General features: G+C 44.5%; 15 protein-coding genes. 10 read left to right on the top strand and 5 right to left on the bottom strand.

The features are described from left to right. Window positions 1–97: 97 nt before the first annotated feature. Together EV213_RS16880 and EV213_RS16885 are read right to left on the bottom strand one after the other, a co-directional pair. Window positions 98–730: a type 1 glutamine amidotransferase family protein gene (locus EV213_RS16880; protein WP_133581741.1), complete on the bottom strand. Its 633-nt coding sequence runs from the start codon at window positions 728–730 to the stop codon at window positions 98–100. Window positions 731–934: 204 nt separating this feature from the next. Beyond that, a complete protein-coding gene (locus EV213_RS16885) occupies window positions 935–2,086 on the bottom strand; it encodes an NADH:flavin oxidoreductase (RefSeq protein ID WP_133581742.1) in 1,152 nt (383 codons plus the stop codon). Window positions 2,087–2,359: 273 nt separating this feature from the next. On the opposite strand from EV213_RS16885, the gene EV213_RS16890 reads away from it, so the two are divergent. Together EV213_RS16890 and pelA are read left to right on the top strand one after the other, a co-directional pair. Continuing rightward, window positions 2,360–3,217 (top strand): helix-turn-helix domain-containing protein, encoded by an 858-nt coding sequence (locus tag EV213_RS16890; RefSeq protein ID WP_133581743.1) that lies wholly within the window; start codon window positions 2,360–2,362, stop codon window positions 3,215–3,217. A 117-nt stretch (window positions 3,218–3,334) separates the two neighbouring features. Continuing rightward, the gene (gene pelA / locus EV213_RS16895; RefSeq protein ID WP_133581744.1) at window positions 3,335–6,562 is read left to right on the top strand and encodes a pectate lyase; all 3,228 of its coding nucleotides are present in this window, start codon (window positions 3,335–3,337) and stop codon (window positions 6,560–6,562) included. 231 nt (window positions 6,563–6,793) lie between these two features. Here the strand turns inward: pelA and EV213_RS16900 are convergent, their stop codons facing one another. Continuing rightward, on the bottom strand, window positions 6,794–7,030 hold the full coding sequence (locus EV213_RS16900; protein WP_133581745.1) for a hypothetical protein: 237 nt from the start codon (window positions 7,028–7,030) through the stop codon (window positions 6,794–6,796). 854 nt (window positions 7,031–7,884) lie between these two features. Between EV213_RS16900 and EV213_RS16905 the strand changes: the two genes are divergently transcribed. Both EV213_RS16905 and EV213_RS16910 read left to right on the top strand, forming a co-directional pair. Further along, on the top strand, window positions 7,885–8,559 hold the full coding sequence (locus EV213_RS16905; protein WP_133581746.1) for a DsbA family protein: 675 nt from the start codon (window positions 7,885–7,887) through the stop codon (window positions 8,557–8,559). Beyond that, entirely contained in the window at window positions 8,552–8,989 is a 438-nt protein-coding gene (locus tag EV213_RS16910) for a disulfide oxidoreductase (RefSeq protein ID WP_133581747.1), read from the top strand. The genes EV213_RS16905 and EV213_RS16910 overlap by 8 nt, the downstream gene beginning before the upstream one ends. 105 nt (window positions 8,990–9,094) lie before the next feature. On the opposite strand, the gene EV213_RS16915 is transcribed toward EV213_RS16910, so the two are convergent. Then, complete coding sequence (locus tag EV213_RS16915; RefSeq protein WP_133581748.1) at window positions 9,095–10,006, bottom strand: LysR family transcriptional regulator; 912 nt, start codon at window positions 10,004–10,006, stop codon at window positions 9,095–9,097. Window positions 10,007–10,150: 144 nt separating this feature from the next. Here EV213_RS16915 and EV213_RS16920 point away from each other — a divergent pair, with 144 nt between their 5' ends. From EV213_RS16920 to EV213_RS16935, 4 genes are read left to right on the top strand one after another with little or no spacing between them, the layout of a single operon-like run. Next, a complete protein-coding gene (locus tag EV213_RS16920; RefSeq protein WP_133581749.1) occupies window positions 10,151–11,020 on the top strand; it encodes a phosphate/phosphite/phosphonate ABC transporter substrate-binding protein in 870 nt (289 codons plus the stop codon). Beyond that, window positions 11,013–11,795, top strand: coding sequence for a phosphonate ABC transporter ATP-binding protein (gene phnC, locus EV213_RS16925; RefSeq protein ID WP_243740229.1), 783 nt, complete (start codon window positions 11,013–11,015; stop codon window positions 11,793–11,795). The genes EV213_RS16920 and phnC overlap by 8 nt, the downstream gene beginning before the upstream one ends. Beyond that, a complete protein-coding gene (phnE, locus tag EV213_RS16930) occupies window positions 11,788–12,585 on the top strand; it encodes a phosphonate ABC transporter, permease protein PhnE (RefSeq protein WP_133581750.1) in 798 nt (265 codons plus the stop codon). The genes phnC and phnE overlap by 8 nt, the downstream gene beginning before the upstream one ends. Before the next feature lie 11 nt (window positions 12,586–12,596). Beyond that, entirely contained in the window at window positions 12,597–13,208 is a 612-nt protein-coding gene (locus tag EV213_RS16935) for a histidine phosphatase family protein (RefSeq protein ID WP_133581751.1), read from the top strand. A 360-nt stretch (window positions 13,209–13,568) separates the two neighbouring features. Here the strand turns inward: EV213_RS16935 and EV213_RS16940 are convergent, their stop codons facing one another. After that, window positions 13,569–13,739 (bottom strand): hypothetical protein, encoded by a 171-nt coding sequence (locus tag EV213_RS16940; protein WP_208112776.1) that lies wholly within the window; start codon window positions 13,737–13,739, stop codon window positions 13,569–13,571. A 227-nt stretch (window positions 13,740–13,966) separates the two neighbouring features. Here EV213_RS16940 and EV213_RS16945 point away from each other — a divergent pair, with 227 nt between their 5' ends. Next, a complete protein-coding gene (locus tag EV213_RS16945; protein ID WP_133581752.1) occupies window positions 13,967–15,217 on the top strand; it encodes an aminopeptidase in 1,251 nt (416 codons plus the stop codon). 661 nt (window positions 15,218–15,878) lie between these two features. Beyond that, a complete protein-coding gene (locus EV213_RS16950) occupies window positions 15,879–16,679 on the top strand; it encodes a pentapeptide repeat-containing protein (protein ID WP_133581753.1) in 801 nt (266 codons plus the stop codon). Window positions 16,680–16,690: the final 11 nt, after the last annotated feature.

The raw sequence follows: 16,690 nt of genomic DNA on the forward strand, positions 1-16,690 counted from the left end.
GAATCTCGTATTTTTTGTTCATTTGCTAGCCCTCCCATATTTTTCTTATAGAATGAGCGTAGAACTAAAATTAAATTAGGTCAAGGTACTAGTTACTTCATTTATTTATTGAATTCATTAACTGGAAGAAGTATTCAGGTTGATGAGTCTTGTTTAGGTTATACCATGAATGTAATGCATCTGGTGTAAATACATCTATTTTTTTTAGTACTTCCATTGCAAATTCCAGAGGAGCTATTCCTGATGCAGTAACTAAATTCGCATCAGAAACCGCAGATCCCAACTCATAGAATTTTTCTCCTTTGTAGTTAGGACATACCGCTTTAGTATATTCTAAGTTATTACTTGTATGCTTTCTAGTATCTAAGTATCCCATACTCGCGAGGCCCTCAATTGCACCACAAATTGCAGCAACAATGGTGCCAAGCTTTAAAGCCTGGCCAATCCTTTCCAAGAGAGGTTGATGAATCTTTTCACTCCAAGTCGTCCCTCCTGGTAAAATGAAAAGATCTTTATTCTCAAGAGTACATTCATCAAGAGAAATATCTGGTTTTATGCTTAGTCCTCCCATAGTAGTAATCGTTTCTTTATTAGCTCCTACTGTAATGACTTTTAAAGGGGCTACATCTTTTTTGAAATATCTTCCTGAGTTTAGTTCGGCGATTAAATATCCATATTCCCAGTCCGACATTGTATTAAATACATATAGAAAAACTTTTTTTGTTTGCATCCAATAACACTCCAATCACAATTGATAGAGCGATTATAATATGACTTCCCTGACAGTTACCGTCAGGGAAGTTAGTATACTTGATGAACTTTTATCATTTTCAATTGCTGTTACTGCAACAGGGAACGAGACAAACATTAAATAAGATCATGGATTTACATAAAAAAAGAATCTCGGCAGCGAATAAGTTGCCGAGATTCTTCATTAGTATAACGTTTTTTGTGAATCCTGAGTAAAAGGCGTTGCTTCTTCTAATTTTCCATCTCTGAGTTTACTAGCCCAAGCAGGATCAGCTAAGAGTGCTCGTCCCACCGCAACTAAATCAAACTCGCCGTTTTTAAATTTTTGAACAATCTTCTCAATATTCTCGGTGACAGTTATTTCATTCTCAGCACCATTTTCCTCTCTAAACGCATGGTTTAGACCCAATGAACCAACTGTTATTGTGGGTTTACCCGTTACCTTCTTTGTCCATGCTGCTAAGTTAAGCGTGTCGGATTCCTTCGGAAATTCTGGTTCCCAGAAACGTCTCGTAGATGCATGAAATACATCGACACCCGCCTCTACCAACGGTTCTAGTAACTGCTTCAGCTCCTCAGAGTTCCGCACCAGCTTCGCTCCGAAATCGGTTCCTTTCCATTGTGAAAAACGGAAAACAATCATAAATTCCGGTCCAACAGTGTCGCGGCAAGCTTTCACAACTTCTTGTGCAAAGGTTGTTCTCTCTACTAAATCTCCACCATAACGATCGGTTCGTTTATTGGTTCGCTCCCAGAAAAACTGATCAATTAAGTACCCGTGCGCTCCGTGGATCTCAATTCCATCAAAGCCAACCTCTTTTGCATCCTTAGCGGCTTCGGCATAGGCTTGAATAAGTTGCTGTATTTCTTTATTTGTTAAAGGTTCTGTTATCTTATTCCCATAGGCATCTAAACCTGAAGGACTTACAGGTAATGCACTCTCGTTTGGTCCTTCCCCAATCTTCCTTGCTCCTCCAACATGCCATATCTGAGGAATGATCACGCCACCTGCTTGATGAACCTCATCCACAACTCGCTTCCAACCAGCAAGTGATCGTTCACCATGAAATTCAGGAATATCTTTATGACTTACAGCAGAAGGATGATTAATAGCTGTGCCTTCTGTAATAATTAAACCGACTCCGTTTTCTGCTCTACGACGATAATAAGCGGCCACATTAGCATCAGGTACACCATCTGGCGAAAACGCCCTAGTCATTGGTGCCATTGCAATCCTGCTAGGTAGTAATTTATGACCAAGCTTAATTGGCTTAAATAATTCATCTTGAACCTGTTGATTAATCAAAGTGTATTCCTCCCGTAAAACGAAATGCATTCTGGTTTGATCCAGTGATCACAATATACTCTTAAGTGAAATAAAGTGTCCAATTGTTTGCTTGTGAATGAAAGAGATTATGATGGATGAAATATAAAAGAGTTGAAGGGCATTCTCTGGTCCGCCCGTTCTACTTTCCTCAATTCATAGTCTATTGTTCTCAATTTTCGCTCAAATAAAGGGTTTGGCCTTGTTACGCCGTAAACTATTGTATAGTGAAAATCCGTGAATCGCCTGATTTTACATAGGCATAGGAAGGAGAATGATGTGCTGATGGAACCTCGTTTGAATATTTCACTGAGGGAGCAATCTTTTTATATGAACTATGCACAAAGACGAACGTCAGATGAACCGATGAAAGCCTATCACTTACACCAAGAATATGAGATTTTTTATCTACTTGCAGGAGGATGTACGTACGATTGTCGCGAGGAAGTTTTTTCGGTAGAAGAGAACCAATTGGTGTTTATCCCGAAGAACATGGTGCATAAAACGAGTAAGCAAACGGGGCAAGCCTATGAGCGTTTAGTGATTAACTTCCAAGAAGATCTGGTCACTGGTCAGGAGAAAGACCTGTTATCCAGTCTCTTTCAGGATCATCCATTACGAATGAGCGTGCCGATCGAACGCCAAGTGCAGTTTCATTCTATTTTTCAACAGCTTTTTGACGAATACCAAAACAAGGATTGGTGTCATGATATTTACACACGAGCCTTGCTCGTACAGTTGCTTGTTGAGAGTGAACGGTTGTTACACACCCAAACAGAGCGAAGTGTGATCAAAACCGCAGAGAACAAGAAAAGACAGCTGGAGCTGGTCTCTCGTATGATTCAATTCATTAATGCAAACTTTGCCCAAGCACTTTCGCTTTCTTCGCTGGCATTGCGTTTTCACATGAACGAGCAGTCGTTGAGTCGGTTGTTTAAGCAGGTGACGGGCTGCGGTGTGGTGGAATATGTGAACGCTGTACGGATTAATGAAGCGAAGCGTCTGCTCATTGAAACGAATTTAAAAATTAATCGCATTGCGCTGCAAATTGGCTTTACAAACCATGTACATCTTTGGCGTATGTTCAACAGAATCACTGGGAGGTCACCACATGCGTTTCGAATTGAACACAGAACTTCATAGGACAATAATGTAAGCGTTATCATATAAGGGTGTCGAAATAGGTAATCATTCTGTTGATATAATGAGAACCAATGACACGTATACCAATTCTCGTAACAGGAATAAGGGGGGATCGGCTTGAAGGATATTCAGTTGAAGCATAGGTACGGATGGCGAACAAGTGTGGCTGTAGCGATCGCACTTGGCATAAGTGGACTTGCTACAGAGGTGTCTGCGGCGGAGGATCAAAATGCGGGGTTTTCACAGGTATTTGAAGCTGAGGACGCATCATCTGTGGGGACGATTGTAGACAATAAACACCTCGGCTTTACGGGCGAGGGTTTTGTTGATTATAATCCCAACGCACCAGGTGGCTATATTGAGTGGACGGTAAACGTGCCTGCTGAGAAAGAGTATTATCTTGTGTTTCGTTATGCTCATGCAGGCGAGGCAGATCGACCGGCAGAAGTTCATGTAAATGATACGTTGGTCACTGAGCTCCCCTTCCCAACAACGGAAGAATGGGCTGAGTGGGACAAGCAGTCCGTAAAAGTACCACTGAAACAGGGGGACAATGTGGTGCGTTTGACGGCTACTGGTGCAAGTGGTGGCGGCAATATTGATCATTTGCTCGTCACAGAACAATTGGAAAAAGAAGAGGTGCAAGCGCTAGAACTTTTGCCACTGAATGACGTCGTTGATGGCGTGCTACAGAAGCAATTGCGACAAAATGGGCTCCTTGCGGATGAACAAAGCAATGCAGGGGACGAGGTCACGTTGCATGAATTCCTTGCGCTTGTCCAACAAATGTTTGGCGTTGACAACGAACTTCTTATCTCGAGTGGCGGCCTTGAGGTGGATGATGAAAATCCATGGGGAAACATCGTCGAGGAGCTTGCTAAAGAACAACATATTGTGCCCGACTATCTGTGGGAAGAGCTCAATGGCGACGATGTTTTGAACAAACAGCAGATGGCAGTGATTTTAGGCGATGTGTTGGATTTAATTCCAGAAAATAAAGAAGATAAATCTTCTTTCGGAAAGCTTGCCTCTCAAGGCATCATGAATCCTCAAAGTGATGCATACCTTGGGCTTGAAAATGGCATGTCATGGGAGGAGACAAAGGATCGGGTCAGAGAGATTGCTGCCAAAAGCGGAAACATCGCTCCCAATGTGCAAATTTTACGTGCCGAAAAGGTGGCTGAGCATGTATTAGCTGTGACGTTGAACGGGTCTTTTGAAGATGTGAACGTCGAGGATCTCCAAGTATTTAATGGGCAAGATGAAGAGCCTATTGACCTCAAAAAAGCTGCTTTAGGGACAGACCGTTTTGGTCGCTCAGTCTTGTTTTATACACTTCCGGTTGACGAACGCGAAGGCTTTTCTGGAGATCTGGAGTCAGCTGTGGAGCGGGCAGACAATATCCTAAGCTGGCAGATGGACCATGGGGGCTGGTCAAAAAGCACAGACTATAGCAGGCCGTGGGACGGGAAAGAAGACAAATCTGAATGGGTGACGAACGACGGGGTCGCCCTCGGCATGATTGATAATGATGCGACTGTGCAGGAGCTATATGAACTGGCAGAAGTGTATGCGCAAACAGGGGACCCACGCTACAAAGAAGGAATATTGAAGGGGCTTGAATTTTTGTTCGACTTGCAATATGAAACAGGTGGCTTTGCCCAAGTGTACCCACGGCGAGGAAACTATTCGGACATGGTCACTTTCAATGACAATGCAATGGTGCGCGTTCTCGAGTTGTTTGATGACATAACTGAAGAACGGTACCCGTTCAATAATGGTGTCGTCAATGAGCAACAAAGAGAGGCAGTTGCCACGTCAATTGATTTGGCGGTAGATTATATTTTGAACGCCCAAATAGAAGTCAATGGGGTGCTCGCTGCATGGTGTGCGCAGCACGATCCATTCACTTTTGAAGCCGTCGGTGCTAGGTCCTATGAGCTTCCATCCATCTCCGGGTCAGAATCGGTTGGCGTCATTCGTTTTCTTATGTCGAGAGAGCCGACTGATGACATTCAACATGCCATTCAAAGTGCTATAACATGGTTTGAGGAAAACAAGGTTGAAAATACGCGTTATGTCAGTGGTGGCGACGAACACGGGGTGTATTTTGTGGACGATCCCGACGCGTCGACGTGGTATCGGTTTTATGAAATTGGCACAAATCGACCGATTTTCTCTGGCCGTGACGGTGTCATGAAGCACGACATTTATGACATTGAAGCAGAACGAAGAAATGGCTATTCATGGGGTGGAAGTTACGCGACGACACTTTTGGAAGAATTCTATAAAGGAAAAACGACCACCGGCTGGTATGTAGCTGTTGTGGAAACAACGTCTCGGGATGACATGGAGCGAACGTTTGTGGAAGGCGTTGAGAGGCAGATCGTGGATTCGTCGGAGGCATTTCATGTAACGGATGCACAGCTTGTTGTCGATGGTTCTGGAAAAGGAGACTATAGTACGGTTCAAGCTGCAATTGATGCGGTTTCAGATGAGCGCTTCGGAGCGGTTGAGATTCTGATCAAGGAAGGTGTCTATCGTGAAGTAATTGAAGTTCCTGCAGACAAATCCTTCATCACGTTAAGAGGGGAAGGTCCAGATAAGACGCACATTGTCTTTGACAATTATGCGGGTAGAGACAATGGAGTTGGGGGAACGTTGGGCACCTCGGCAAGTGCAACCATGTTTGTACGTGCAGATCACGTGAAGTTGGAGGATATGACGATTGAAAATGACTTTGATGAGACGACGGCAACAGAAGGTCATCAGGCCGTTGCCTTAAACGCTACAGGAGATCAACTGGTGTTTAGAAATGTACATTTTCTCGGAAATCAAGATACACTGCTCGCCAATAAAGGGAGGCAGTATTATGTGGACTGCTACATTGAAGGTGATGTAGATTTCATTTTTGGTGGAGCGCAAGCGGTGTTTGACAATTGTACGATTCACGCCTTGGATCGTGGCTCAACCGACAATAATGGTTACATTACAGCCGCAAGCACACAGGGTGACGAGCCTTTTGGCTTTTTGATTATCAACAGTGAGCTTACGAGTGACGCACCAGATGGGACGGTATATTTAGGCCGTCCATGGCGACCGAGCAGCAATCCGTCGGCAGTGCCGAGCGCCGTGTTTAAAAACAATCTGCTAGGCGCACATATTAAAGAAGAAGGATGGACGGAAATGGGGGGCGTGCAGCCAGAGGACGCCAGGCTTTATGAGTACAACAATACGGGCCCAGGAGCGGTGGTAAATGACAGTCGGCCACAGCTCAGTGAAGAAGAGGCTACTAAATATACGATAGAAAATGTGTTGGATGGGTGGATTCCAGGTGTAGAGTAGTGTAACGAAAAAAATGATTAGACTGGGAAAGAATTTTAATACAAAGCGTTTAGGCTAAGTCATGAAGTCCATAAAAAAAACCGAACGTTTACGAAATGTTACTTTGAATTTCGTAAACGTTCGGTTTTTTTCAATATCATTCGACGTGCGATCGAGGGGGCTAAGGCTAAGCAATCTTGTGTGATGTAGCCCTTATGCCCTTTAGGGTTTAAAGAAAACACGATCGCTTCGTCAAAATACTTCGCTTTCCGCGGGCACGGCTTCAGCTTCCTCGGAAAGCAAGCTTTCCTGCGGGATCTTCAGCTCGCGCTGTTCCCGCAGGAGTCTGCGTATTTTGACTACGCTGATGTAAGTTTCTACGTAAATTTTTTTATTTTGTCCCGGTCTCATATTACTGAGAAAATGGAAAAGCGAGTTGAACCGTGTTGCTTTAGCAAACAAGACGAGTAAGTGCATCGTTTCATGCAAAATTATATCACCTAGTTCAGTATTGATGCAGCGGTGGACTTGTGTTTAGATAACTTGCGCAGTGCAAAAATTACCTTCAACACTGGCTTTACCTGAGTGGAAGCAAGGTGAGATAAATCAATTGACCTCTCCAAAACAACGCCTGATGTATCCAGTAAATAGGAGAGGTGCCGGTGCTCACAATCCTTTATTTCTAAAAGGTCGTCTTCAGTAATGAAGCTGACTACTACCCCTAAATCACTAAAAGAGTCTTTTTTTAAATGTGATCACATCATAAAAAATGAGTGCATCATTAAAAGCAGCCACTAGCGAGACTCCAGCGGGAAAAGCGAGCTAAGCGAGACCCCACAGAGCGCGTTAGCGATCGAGGAGGCTCGCAGTTCGCCCGCGGAAAGCGAGCGTATGGCAGCTTGTATAAAAAGCAACCCAAACAATAAATTGCAGGGTATACCCATTTATATCTAAGCGTGTCTGCCAAATGTTATGTGTGAACGTTGAGTTATTAACTATAGGCATTTATTAGCTATATGATTCTAAGGATTACGAGTACTTCTCTTTCAAAACTTATTTACTTACCCAAAAGTAGTCATTAGCGAGACTCCTGCGTGAAAGCGAGCATACGGATGAGGTATAAAGAAAAAAACCAAACCTTAATATGTTCACATGTTCTTGGATTGTTCATTAAAAGTATAGGAAGACCACTATGATCTTCATTTTTCCCTGTGCTACACTTAACTGGAGGCAAGAACAATGCGCCAAACAAGGAGTATCAACCATGGCGACATCGTCGTGAGGCAGTCCTGCTTCTAAGAGCGCAAAACTGATAAGTCACTACATATATGGAGGCGTAATAAATGAAAAATAGCAAGAAACTCGTCGCTTTCACGATTGGTCTTTTCGTTATCGTGATTGGCGTGGTGCTTTTTTTGAACAACGATAGTGAACAGGTCAATCGTTTGGCAAAACATCCATCCATTGAAGGACAGCCAACTATAGGTGAAACAACAGCTCCAGTGTCCATTGTTGAGTTTGGAGATTATAAATGCCCATCCTGTAAGCAATGGGGAGAAGTCGTTTACCCTAAATTAGTAGAGGACTACATTTCGACTGGAAAGGCAACGTTTTCGTATATTAATGTTCTTTTCCATGGCGAGGAGTCCGTTCGAGCTGCATTGGCATCTGAATCGGTTTATGCACAGGATCCTGAAAATTTCTGGGCGTTCCATAAAGCAGTGTTTGCTGAGCAACCACCTTCTCAGGACCACGACAACGATTGGGTCACTGTCGAGAAACTGAAGGAGATTGCAGCAGAATCTGCCCCAAACGTTGATTTGGAGCAGCTGGCAGCTGATATAACGACCGGGGAAACGCAAGTGGCAGAGCAGGTGAGTATTGATTCTCAGCTTGTAGAGGAATTCGAAGTCCCGTTTACACCAACCATTATTATTGATGGCGTGATGCTTGAGGATCCATTTGATTATGACAAGATTACCTCATTAATTGAAGAAGGGATCAGCACAAGTGAATAAGGCGAAGAAGAGTTCCTTTATTCAAACATATGCTTTGTATGCTGCGTGGATTGTTTCCGTGGTTGCTACACTGGGCAGCCTTTATTTCAGCGAGATTAAAAGCTTTGTCCCATGCGAACTTTGCTGGCTGCAGCGGATTTTTATGTATCCTCTAGCAATCATCTTAGGCATTGCTGCTTTTTATAATGAAGTTCTTTTAAAAAAGTATGTGCTTCCTTTATCTGTTGTTGGGGGACTCATTGCGTTCTATCATTATCTCGTACAGAAGGTTCCAGGCTTTGCGGAAATAAAACCATGCGTGCAAGGGGTGCCGTGTAGTGCTCAATACATTAATTGGTTCGGTTTTGTCACCATCCCTTTTTTAGCATTCATTGCATTTACGCTTATTACGATGTGTATGGTGCTTTTACATCTTCATAGTCGCAAGTAGCTTGGCATTTTCTACAAGAGGTCCGTCATGATAAATTCCAATAGCTTCATTTCATTACAGAACATAATCGACACGAGAAGCCACTGTGCTTCCTGTGTCGATTTTTTAATGCGCTAAGCTCCCATCCTGTTCACGCCATGTTTGCAAAATTAAATCAATCATCGCCTGATGAAGTGGGGAGAGACGCCGCTTGGCATGATAGATGAGAAACATGGACCTCCTGCGTTCCGAAGCAATCTCACGAAAGAGCAGCTGTCCCTTTTTGACCTCTTCCTCGACAGACATTTTTGACACGACGGCAATTCCGATATTCGACAGTACCCCTTTTTTAATCGCCTCTGCGCTTTGGATTTCGACCTCAAAACGACAGATGATACCGGCCTTTTGGCACCACTGATGAAACGTTTTTGTTGATTGCGAGTCTTTTTCTCTTAGCAGGAAGCGTTCATTGACAAGCACACTCGGGTCGTGAAAGGGATAGTCCGCCAACGGATGGGAGGCATTGAGCACAATGCCGATCGGATCTTCTCTGATTGGAATGGCAGCGAGATCTTCGAGATCCTGCTCGTGAGCAACGATCAGCCCAAAATCAAGCTCGTACTGTTGCACAAGCTGACGAATCGTCCTGGCATTGTGCACTTGAATGGTGCAGTCCATTTCGGGAAACTGGGCAAACATTTTCGGCAACGTTTCTGGAATCATATAACTCGCCACGGTATTGCTCGCCCCGATCGTAAGCGCTCCTTGTCTGAGATGTTGCACATCTTGAATGGTCTGCTCGGTTTGCTTTTGCACCTGAAGGATTCGCTCCGCATAGGGCAGTAACAATTTCCCTGTGGAGGAAAGGATTGTCCGTCTCCCATGATACTCGACTAAAGGAAATCCACATTTTTCTTCCATCTTCTTTAAATGAAAGGTGATGGTTGGCTGGCTCAGTCCCAACCTCTTGGCAACCTTCGTCATTTGCCCTTCCTGGTGTATGGATTGAAGGATTTCATAGTGTTGAATCGACAGCAATGGTTGTCCCTCCTATAGATAAACTCTATCCGTTTCTATTATTCTATATAGACTATTTTAATATTGCCTTTAGGACAGGTTAATTTTTCGTTAATGTTTCGTGGATACAATAAGGATGTAAACAATATTTCGGGGGGTTAGGGAATGAAACATTTCATGCGTTTGATGTTTGGTGGGGTATTGCTACTTTTAACGGCTTGTGGAACTGCTAGTGAGGCAAGTTCAGATGGAGAGTTGAATACGATTCGTTTTGTTGATACAGGAGCCGAAGGCATGGAGGAGCTCTCGCGTGAGTTCGGTCCGTTTAAAGATGCGCTTTCAGAGGCTGTGGATAAAGATATTGAATTTTTCTCAATTTCTAATCGAACGGCGGCAGCGACCGCGATGGAATTCGGGCAGGTGGACATGGTCCTTACAGGCCCTGGTGAATACGTGACGATGAAAAATGCAATTGATGTCAAAGGCGTTATCGGCATTACACGACCAGGCTATCGAAGTGTCATTGCGGTGCCTGCAAGCAGTCCCATTAAGACGATTGAAGATATAAAAGGCAAAACGATTGCGATGAAGGATGTTGGGTCCACTTCAGGACATATTGCACCAATGGGCATGTTGATGGATGCCGGCATTGATCCTCTGGAGGATGTGGAGACATTAATGCTTGGAGAAACCTTTGTTGAAGCCTTCAAGTCAGGCGAAACGGACGCTGTGGCATTCTCGTTGTCACGCTACAATGATTTGGTTGCAGAATGGGGAGAAGAAAACGTCCGTGTGTTAGCAGAAAGTGAGGATCTCCCGAATGATTTGTTCGTCGCTAGTCAAGATCTTTCTGCAGAACAGGTGGAGGAGCTTCGCGAGAAAATGATGGAGCACCAGGATGCACTATTAGAAAGCATGCTAATTACTGGAGAGCATGATCATTACGGGGAGAGTGAGTTTGTCCTTGTAGATGACGAAGATTATGAGGGACTGCGCAAAATCTATGAAAAATTAGGCATTGAGATTGATGAGTAAGACGATTGACATGCTACAAATAAGAGACGTCTCCAAGATATTTCCAAGCGGAACAACGGCACTGACGTCAGTTACTGCAGATATTGCCCAGGGAGAAGCCGTCATTCTCCTTGGACATAATGGTTCTGGAAAGTCCACGCTTCTACGTTCGATTGGTAGGCTTGAAACGGTGACGTCGGGAGATATCTTCATAGAGGGACAGTCTGTACAACGCGCAAATGCAAAGGATCTTCGGAAGATACGAAAGCGGATGGGTTTTGTGTTTCAAAAGTTTAATTTGATCCCTACACTGTCAGTGTTTCAAAACGTGTTATTCGGTGCACTGGGACAGCATCCGTTTATTGTGTCAACCTTTCATCCCTTTGCCAATTCAAGCTTACGTGCACAAGCGATGAATTGTTTGGATCGAGTAGGGCTAGGGCATTTGGCGGCATCTCGGGCAGATCAATTGTCTGGTGGTCAGCAGCAAAGAGTTGCGATTGCTCGCATGTTGATGCAAGATCCGTTCATTGTCCTGGCTGACGAACCAATTGCTTCACTCGATCCAAAAGCAGGCATTGAGGTGATGGAGTTGCTAGTTGATGTGGCAAGGGAGAAGAACATTACCTTAATTTGTACACTTCATCAGCTTGATTTAGCACTCTCCTATGGTACACGTTTTATTGGCTTAAAGCAGGGAGAATTGGTGCTTGATGAAATAAAAAACAAACAGTCTGTTCATTCCTTCAAATGGCTGTATGAGGAAAAGAAAAAGGTGGTTGTCTCTCATGTCTAGTCGTCTGTCAAATTCAATACCACCAAGGTTTCGGATGCCGCCTGTGTGGAGTTGGATCGTCATTGTTGGTGCTGTGGGCTTCTTTCTCTCAGGGTTGATCAATGCCAACATTTCTATTGAACGGATTTTATCAGGCACCGTCAATATTGGCACATTTTTAAGCAGAGCATTTCCACCGGATATTAGTCGTTTGGACAGTGTCATCTGGGCGATGCTTGAAACCTTTGAAATTGCTCTTGTCGGTACAGTGTTCGGTGTGCTTCTTAGCCTGCCGATCGCATTATTAATTTCGAACAACACGACGCCGCATCCGCTTATCAGTCGTGTCTTGCGCTTCATCGTTTCTGTGATGCGAACGGTTCCTGATCTCGTCTGGGCATTGTTGTTCGTCATTTCCGTTGGGCTAGGCTCCTTTGCAGGGATTTTAACCATTATGGTCGACACGATCGCCTTTTGTGCACGCTTCTTCTCGGAGCGAATTGAGGAGATTGATAAAGGACCAATGGAGGCGATTAAGTCGACGGGAAGCAATCGTCTTGGTGTCTATGCGGCGTCAGTTTTGCCGATTGGGTTTCCATCGTTTGTGGCAACCAGTCTATTTTCGGTGGAAAAAGCAATTCGATCGGCTGTCGTGCTTGGCCTTGTTGGCGCTGGCGGTATCGGTATCGAGCTTTCGACATCAATGTCACTTATGAAATACGATGAAGCGTTCATGATTATTATCATCATCTTTGTGGTCGTTGTGGCTTTCGAACAGCTGTCTGCGGCCATCAGAAAACGGTTGATTTAGGAGGAACAGGATTGATTTTTCTAGTACGTCACGGTGAAACAGAATGGAATGTAGCAAAACGTTTGCAAGGACAGATGGATCTCCCACTCAATGAAAACGGGGTTGCCCAGGCAAAGCAATTAGGAGCGTATTTTCAAGATAAACAAATCCGTTTTGATCACGTCTATTCGAGTGACTTGAAGCGTGCTTATCAAACAGCAACCGCGGTCACTGAGACGTTGTCTATTGATGCCATTATTCCATATGTCGCTCTTCGCGAACGTTATTATGGAGAGCTAGAAGGCAAACTGATTGACGAGATCATGACCTTTTTGCCTCAGTACAGCATCAACTTTGGCGAGCCCATGTCGCATGGCATGGAGTCGCTTGAAGACATGCAGGATCGTATGGAGAAGACGTTGACAAAGATAGCGATAGAAACAGATGGATCTCCAACCTTGGTGGTTTCACATGGAGGGGCAATTAATGCCTTTTTGCACCGAATTACAAATGGAGAGAGAGGGACAGGAAAAGGCAAGCTCGCCAACGCCTCTTTCACTAAGCTTGATTGGAAAGACAACACCTTTTCCATTGTCGCATACAATGAGCATCTCCATGAAGCGCCTACAGTGTACCAGGAATAGGAGTTAAACGCTGGTCTCGTGCAGGAGCAAGATCAAGAGAGAAAAGCGAGCCCTCACCGGTTCAAAGCGAGCCGAAAAGTTCAAAGAGTGAGCCCCAATTGCAAGAAAGCGAGCCCCAATCAAGTGGAAGCGAGCCTAAGTAGAAAAAGCGAGCCCTCACCGGTTCAAAGCGAGCCGAAAAATCTAAAGAGCGAGCCCAAAGTACAAGAAAGCGAGCCTAAATGAAGTGTGAGCGAGCCCAATTAGAAAAAGTAGCCATGGGATTGAAAGTGATCCTATCCGGAAGTGAATTCAAATTAAAATGAGCTCTAAATAAAACAAAGGGTTGTCCCGTGGCATTCGGGACAGCCCTTTGTTTGCTTATACTCCATACATGTCCCCGATTTGGCCAACACGATAGTATGGGTAATCCATTTTTTCTTGAATGACTCTCGTCACATCTGGCCCGGCCAGGGATTCAATGACATAGAGCCCCAGATCAATAGACGCAGAGACACCCCCGGAAGCGCTATTGACAAAATGAAAGCCCACTAAAAACCTCTCGCACATTTTAATTATAATAGCCTATTTTGGAATTTTATTCTGTTTTATAACAGAGGGATTAGTAGAAAGAACTAGCGAAAACGCCTTCTGCCTTATGATATCGCCACAGAATAAAAGGAATCGCTCCTACCGAGGCAGAAGGTATATAATAAGGTGAGAACGTAATTTAAATCTACATATATAACTAATCTATGAACCTATCGGAGGGATGATTCATGTACAATCATGAGAAATTTATAGACAACTATGCCGACATTTGTGTGCGGAAGGGCGTCAACATTCAGCCTGGACAGGCACTTGTCGTCAATGCGCCGGTTGAGAGCGTTGATTTTGTACGTTTGGTGGCTAAAAAAGCCTATGAAGCAGGGGCGAAGGATGTCCACATTCGTTGGACGGATGATGAACTGACATTTTTGAAGATGAAGCATGCACCAATGGAGGTTCTTCAAACGTTTGAACAATGGCGCTCTGACGAAGTCGTTACAAAGGCAAAGGACGGCGCTGCTTTCTTATCTATCTATGCCACCAATCCAGAACTACTGAAGGATATTGACGCTGATCGCGTTGCTGCCAATAACAAAACAACGGCAGAGGGGCTGATGGAATTTCGTAAATATGTGATGAGCGATCAAGTTGCTTGGTCGGTGGTCTCAGTGCCAACCCGTGAATGGGCGAAAAAGGTCTTTCCGAATGAAGCGGGCGAATGGGGAGCTGTAGACAAGCTTTGGAAAAGCATTTTATTCACAACGCGCGCAGACCAGGACAATCCTGTACAAGCTTGGGAAGATCATACAGCGACGCTTTATAAGGCACGAAATTACTTAAACAAAAAACAATATGCCAAGCTAGTGTACTCTGCGCCAGGGACTGACCTGACGATTGAGTTAGTCAAAAACCATGTCTGGATGGGCGGTGGTCGTGAGTCTGCTTCTGGCACATCATTTATCCCAAACATTCCTACAGAAGAAGTGTTCACAATGCCGAAGCGCGATGGTGTAAATGGAACAGTTCACAGCACAAAACCGTTTAATTATGGTGGCAATTTGGTCGAGGATTTTTCATTGACGTTCAAGGATGGCCAGGTTGTGGATTACAAGGCAGCGACTGGCGAGGACACATTAAAGCTTCTGCTTGATATGGATGAAGGCGCACGCTTTCTAGGTGAAGTTGCCCTAGTGCCTTATTCGTCCCCGATTTCACAATCCGATGTGATCTTTTTCAATACGTTATACGACGAAAATGCCTCTTGCCATCTGGCTTTAGGTGAAGCCTATCCGTCCAACATTGAAAATGGAACTGCCCTTTCTGATGAAGATAAGAAAGCTGCCGGGGTGAATCATAGCATCGTCCACGAGGATTTTATGATTGGTTCAGCAGAGCTCAACATTGATGGCATCTTAGAGGATGGGACTTCAGAGCCCGTATTCCGTAATGGCGACTGGGCGATTCGTTTTGACGATCAGTAAGGTTGTACAGTGAGAAACGGATCTGAACGCCAATAGTGAGGCTCCAGCAGCAAAGAAAACACGACGAGGTCTTTTCGAGTTGAAGATGCGCTAGGGTGCACGGGAATGACGATCGCTGCGTCAACAAACTTCGCTTTCTGTGGGGCACGGCTTCAGCTTCCTCGAAAAAGCAGGCTTTTTCGAGGGGATCTTCAGCTCGCGCTGATCCCACTAGAGTCTACGTATGTTGCCTACGCTGATGTTTGTTTCTGCGTACATTGTTTTAATGTGGCTTGGTCTCGTATAGAGGGTAAAAAGCCGTGTGGCAACCACATAAGGCAAGTAGTTGCATTGTTTCAAGGTAGCTCGCCTGGTGCCTTTTATACGAATTTCGTTTGGTAACAGTTAAAAATGAAACTTCAGCTGATCTTTCTCATTTCATTCGTTCTGTATAATAAACCAAAAACGGCTACTAGTGAGACACCAGCGGCAAAGAAAACACGATGAGGTCCTTTCGAATCGATGTTGCACTTGTACCCGTAGGGTGAAAGCGTATAGCCGTTTGCCTATAGAAAATGGTTTCCAGCAGTTAACTTGTGCGAAAACAAGAACCAAAACTCATCCTGAATAAAATAAGATCTACGTTACCAGTTGGGGCACTAGTTTGAGGAGAGATTTACGTATGGAAATTGAAGTAACGTCAAATTGTGCAGAATGTTTTGGTCTTTGTTGTGTCGCTTTGCCGTTTGCAAAATCTGCAGACTTTGGATTTGATAAGCAAAGCGGAGCACCATGTCCGAACCTTCAGGAGGATTTTTCCTGTGGCATTCATCGAAAGCTAAGGAGCGAAGGTTTTTCCGGCTGTACGGTTTATGAGTGCTTTGGTGCAGGACAGCATGTTGCACAGGGAACATATGAGGGAAAGGACTGGCGACGTTTTCCTGAGTTGGCGGAGGAAATGTTTGCTGTTTTCCCTGTCATGCAGGAGCTTCATGAAATGCTTTATTATCTAGCAGAGGCGAGCTTGAAAAGTGAAATAGCGTCTATGCACGCTTTGATTAATCGCATGTATAAGGAAACGGAAGCATTAACCGATGAAAGTCCGCAGGTGCTGCTTTCTTTGAACGTGGATGCACACCGCGCAAGAGTCAATGAAGTGCTCGTCAAAACGAGTGAGATGTTTCGGGCAAACGCGCCTCGCAAACGTCGACAAAAAGGAAGCAGTGACTACGTAGGTGCGCGGTTACGTAAAGCTGACTTCAAGGGTGCCGATGCTCGCGGTGCATTGTTTATTGCAGCCGATCTTCGCGAAGCCGATTTTTCCTATGCCGACGTCATTGGTGCCGATTTTCGTGATGCGGATGTGCGTGGAACGAACCTTCGCAAAACCCTTTTTCTCACGCAGGCTCAAGTCAATGCAGCAAAGGGAAACAAACATACGCTAATGCCTTCAAACCTAAATTATCCAATACACTGGACATAAGGGAGGATCAA

It is taken from the genome of Aureibacillus halotolerans (assembly GCF_004363045.1).
GTDB lineage: Bacteria > Bacillota > Bacilli > Bacillales > DSM-28697 > Aureibacillus > Aureibacillus halotolerans.

Bases quoted from the DNA above. Each gene is read 5' to 3' on its own strand.
- EV213_RS16920 (WP_133581749.1), top strand. From the start codon at position 10,151: ATGAAACATTTCATGCGTTTGATGTTTGGTGGGGTATTGCTACTTTTA.
- EV213_RS16905 (WP_133581746.1), top strand. From the start codon at position 7,885: ATGAAAAATAGCAAGAAACTCGTCGCTTTCACGATTGGTCTTTTCGTT.
- EV213_RS16945 (WP_133581752.1), top strand. From the start codon at position 13,967: ATGTACAATCATGAGAAATTTATAGACAACTATGCCGACATTTGTGTG.
- EV213_RS16885 (WP_133581742.1), bottom strand. From the start codon at position 2,086: ATGCATTTCGTTTTACGGGAGGAATACACTTTGATTAATCAACAGGTT.
- EV213_RS16950 (WP_133581753.1), top strand. From the start codon at position 15,879: ATGGAAATTGAAGTAACGTCAAATTGTGCAGAATGTTTTGGTCTTTGT.
- phnE (WP_133581750.1), top strand. From the start codon at position 11,788: ATGTCTAGTCGTCTGTCAAATTCAATACCACCAAGGTTTCGGATGCCG.
- phnC (WP_243740229.1), top strand. From the start codon at position 11,013: ATGAGTAAGACGATTGACATGCTACAAATAAGAGACGTCTCCAAGATA.
- EV213_RS16890 (WP_133581743.1), top strand. From the start codon at position 2,360: ATGGAACCTCGTTTGAATATTTCACTGAGGGAGCAATCTTTTTATATG.
- EV213_RS16880 (WP_133581741.1), bottom strand. From the start codon at position 730: ATGCAAACAAAAAAAGTTTTTCTATATGTATTTAATACAATGTCGGAC.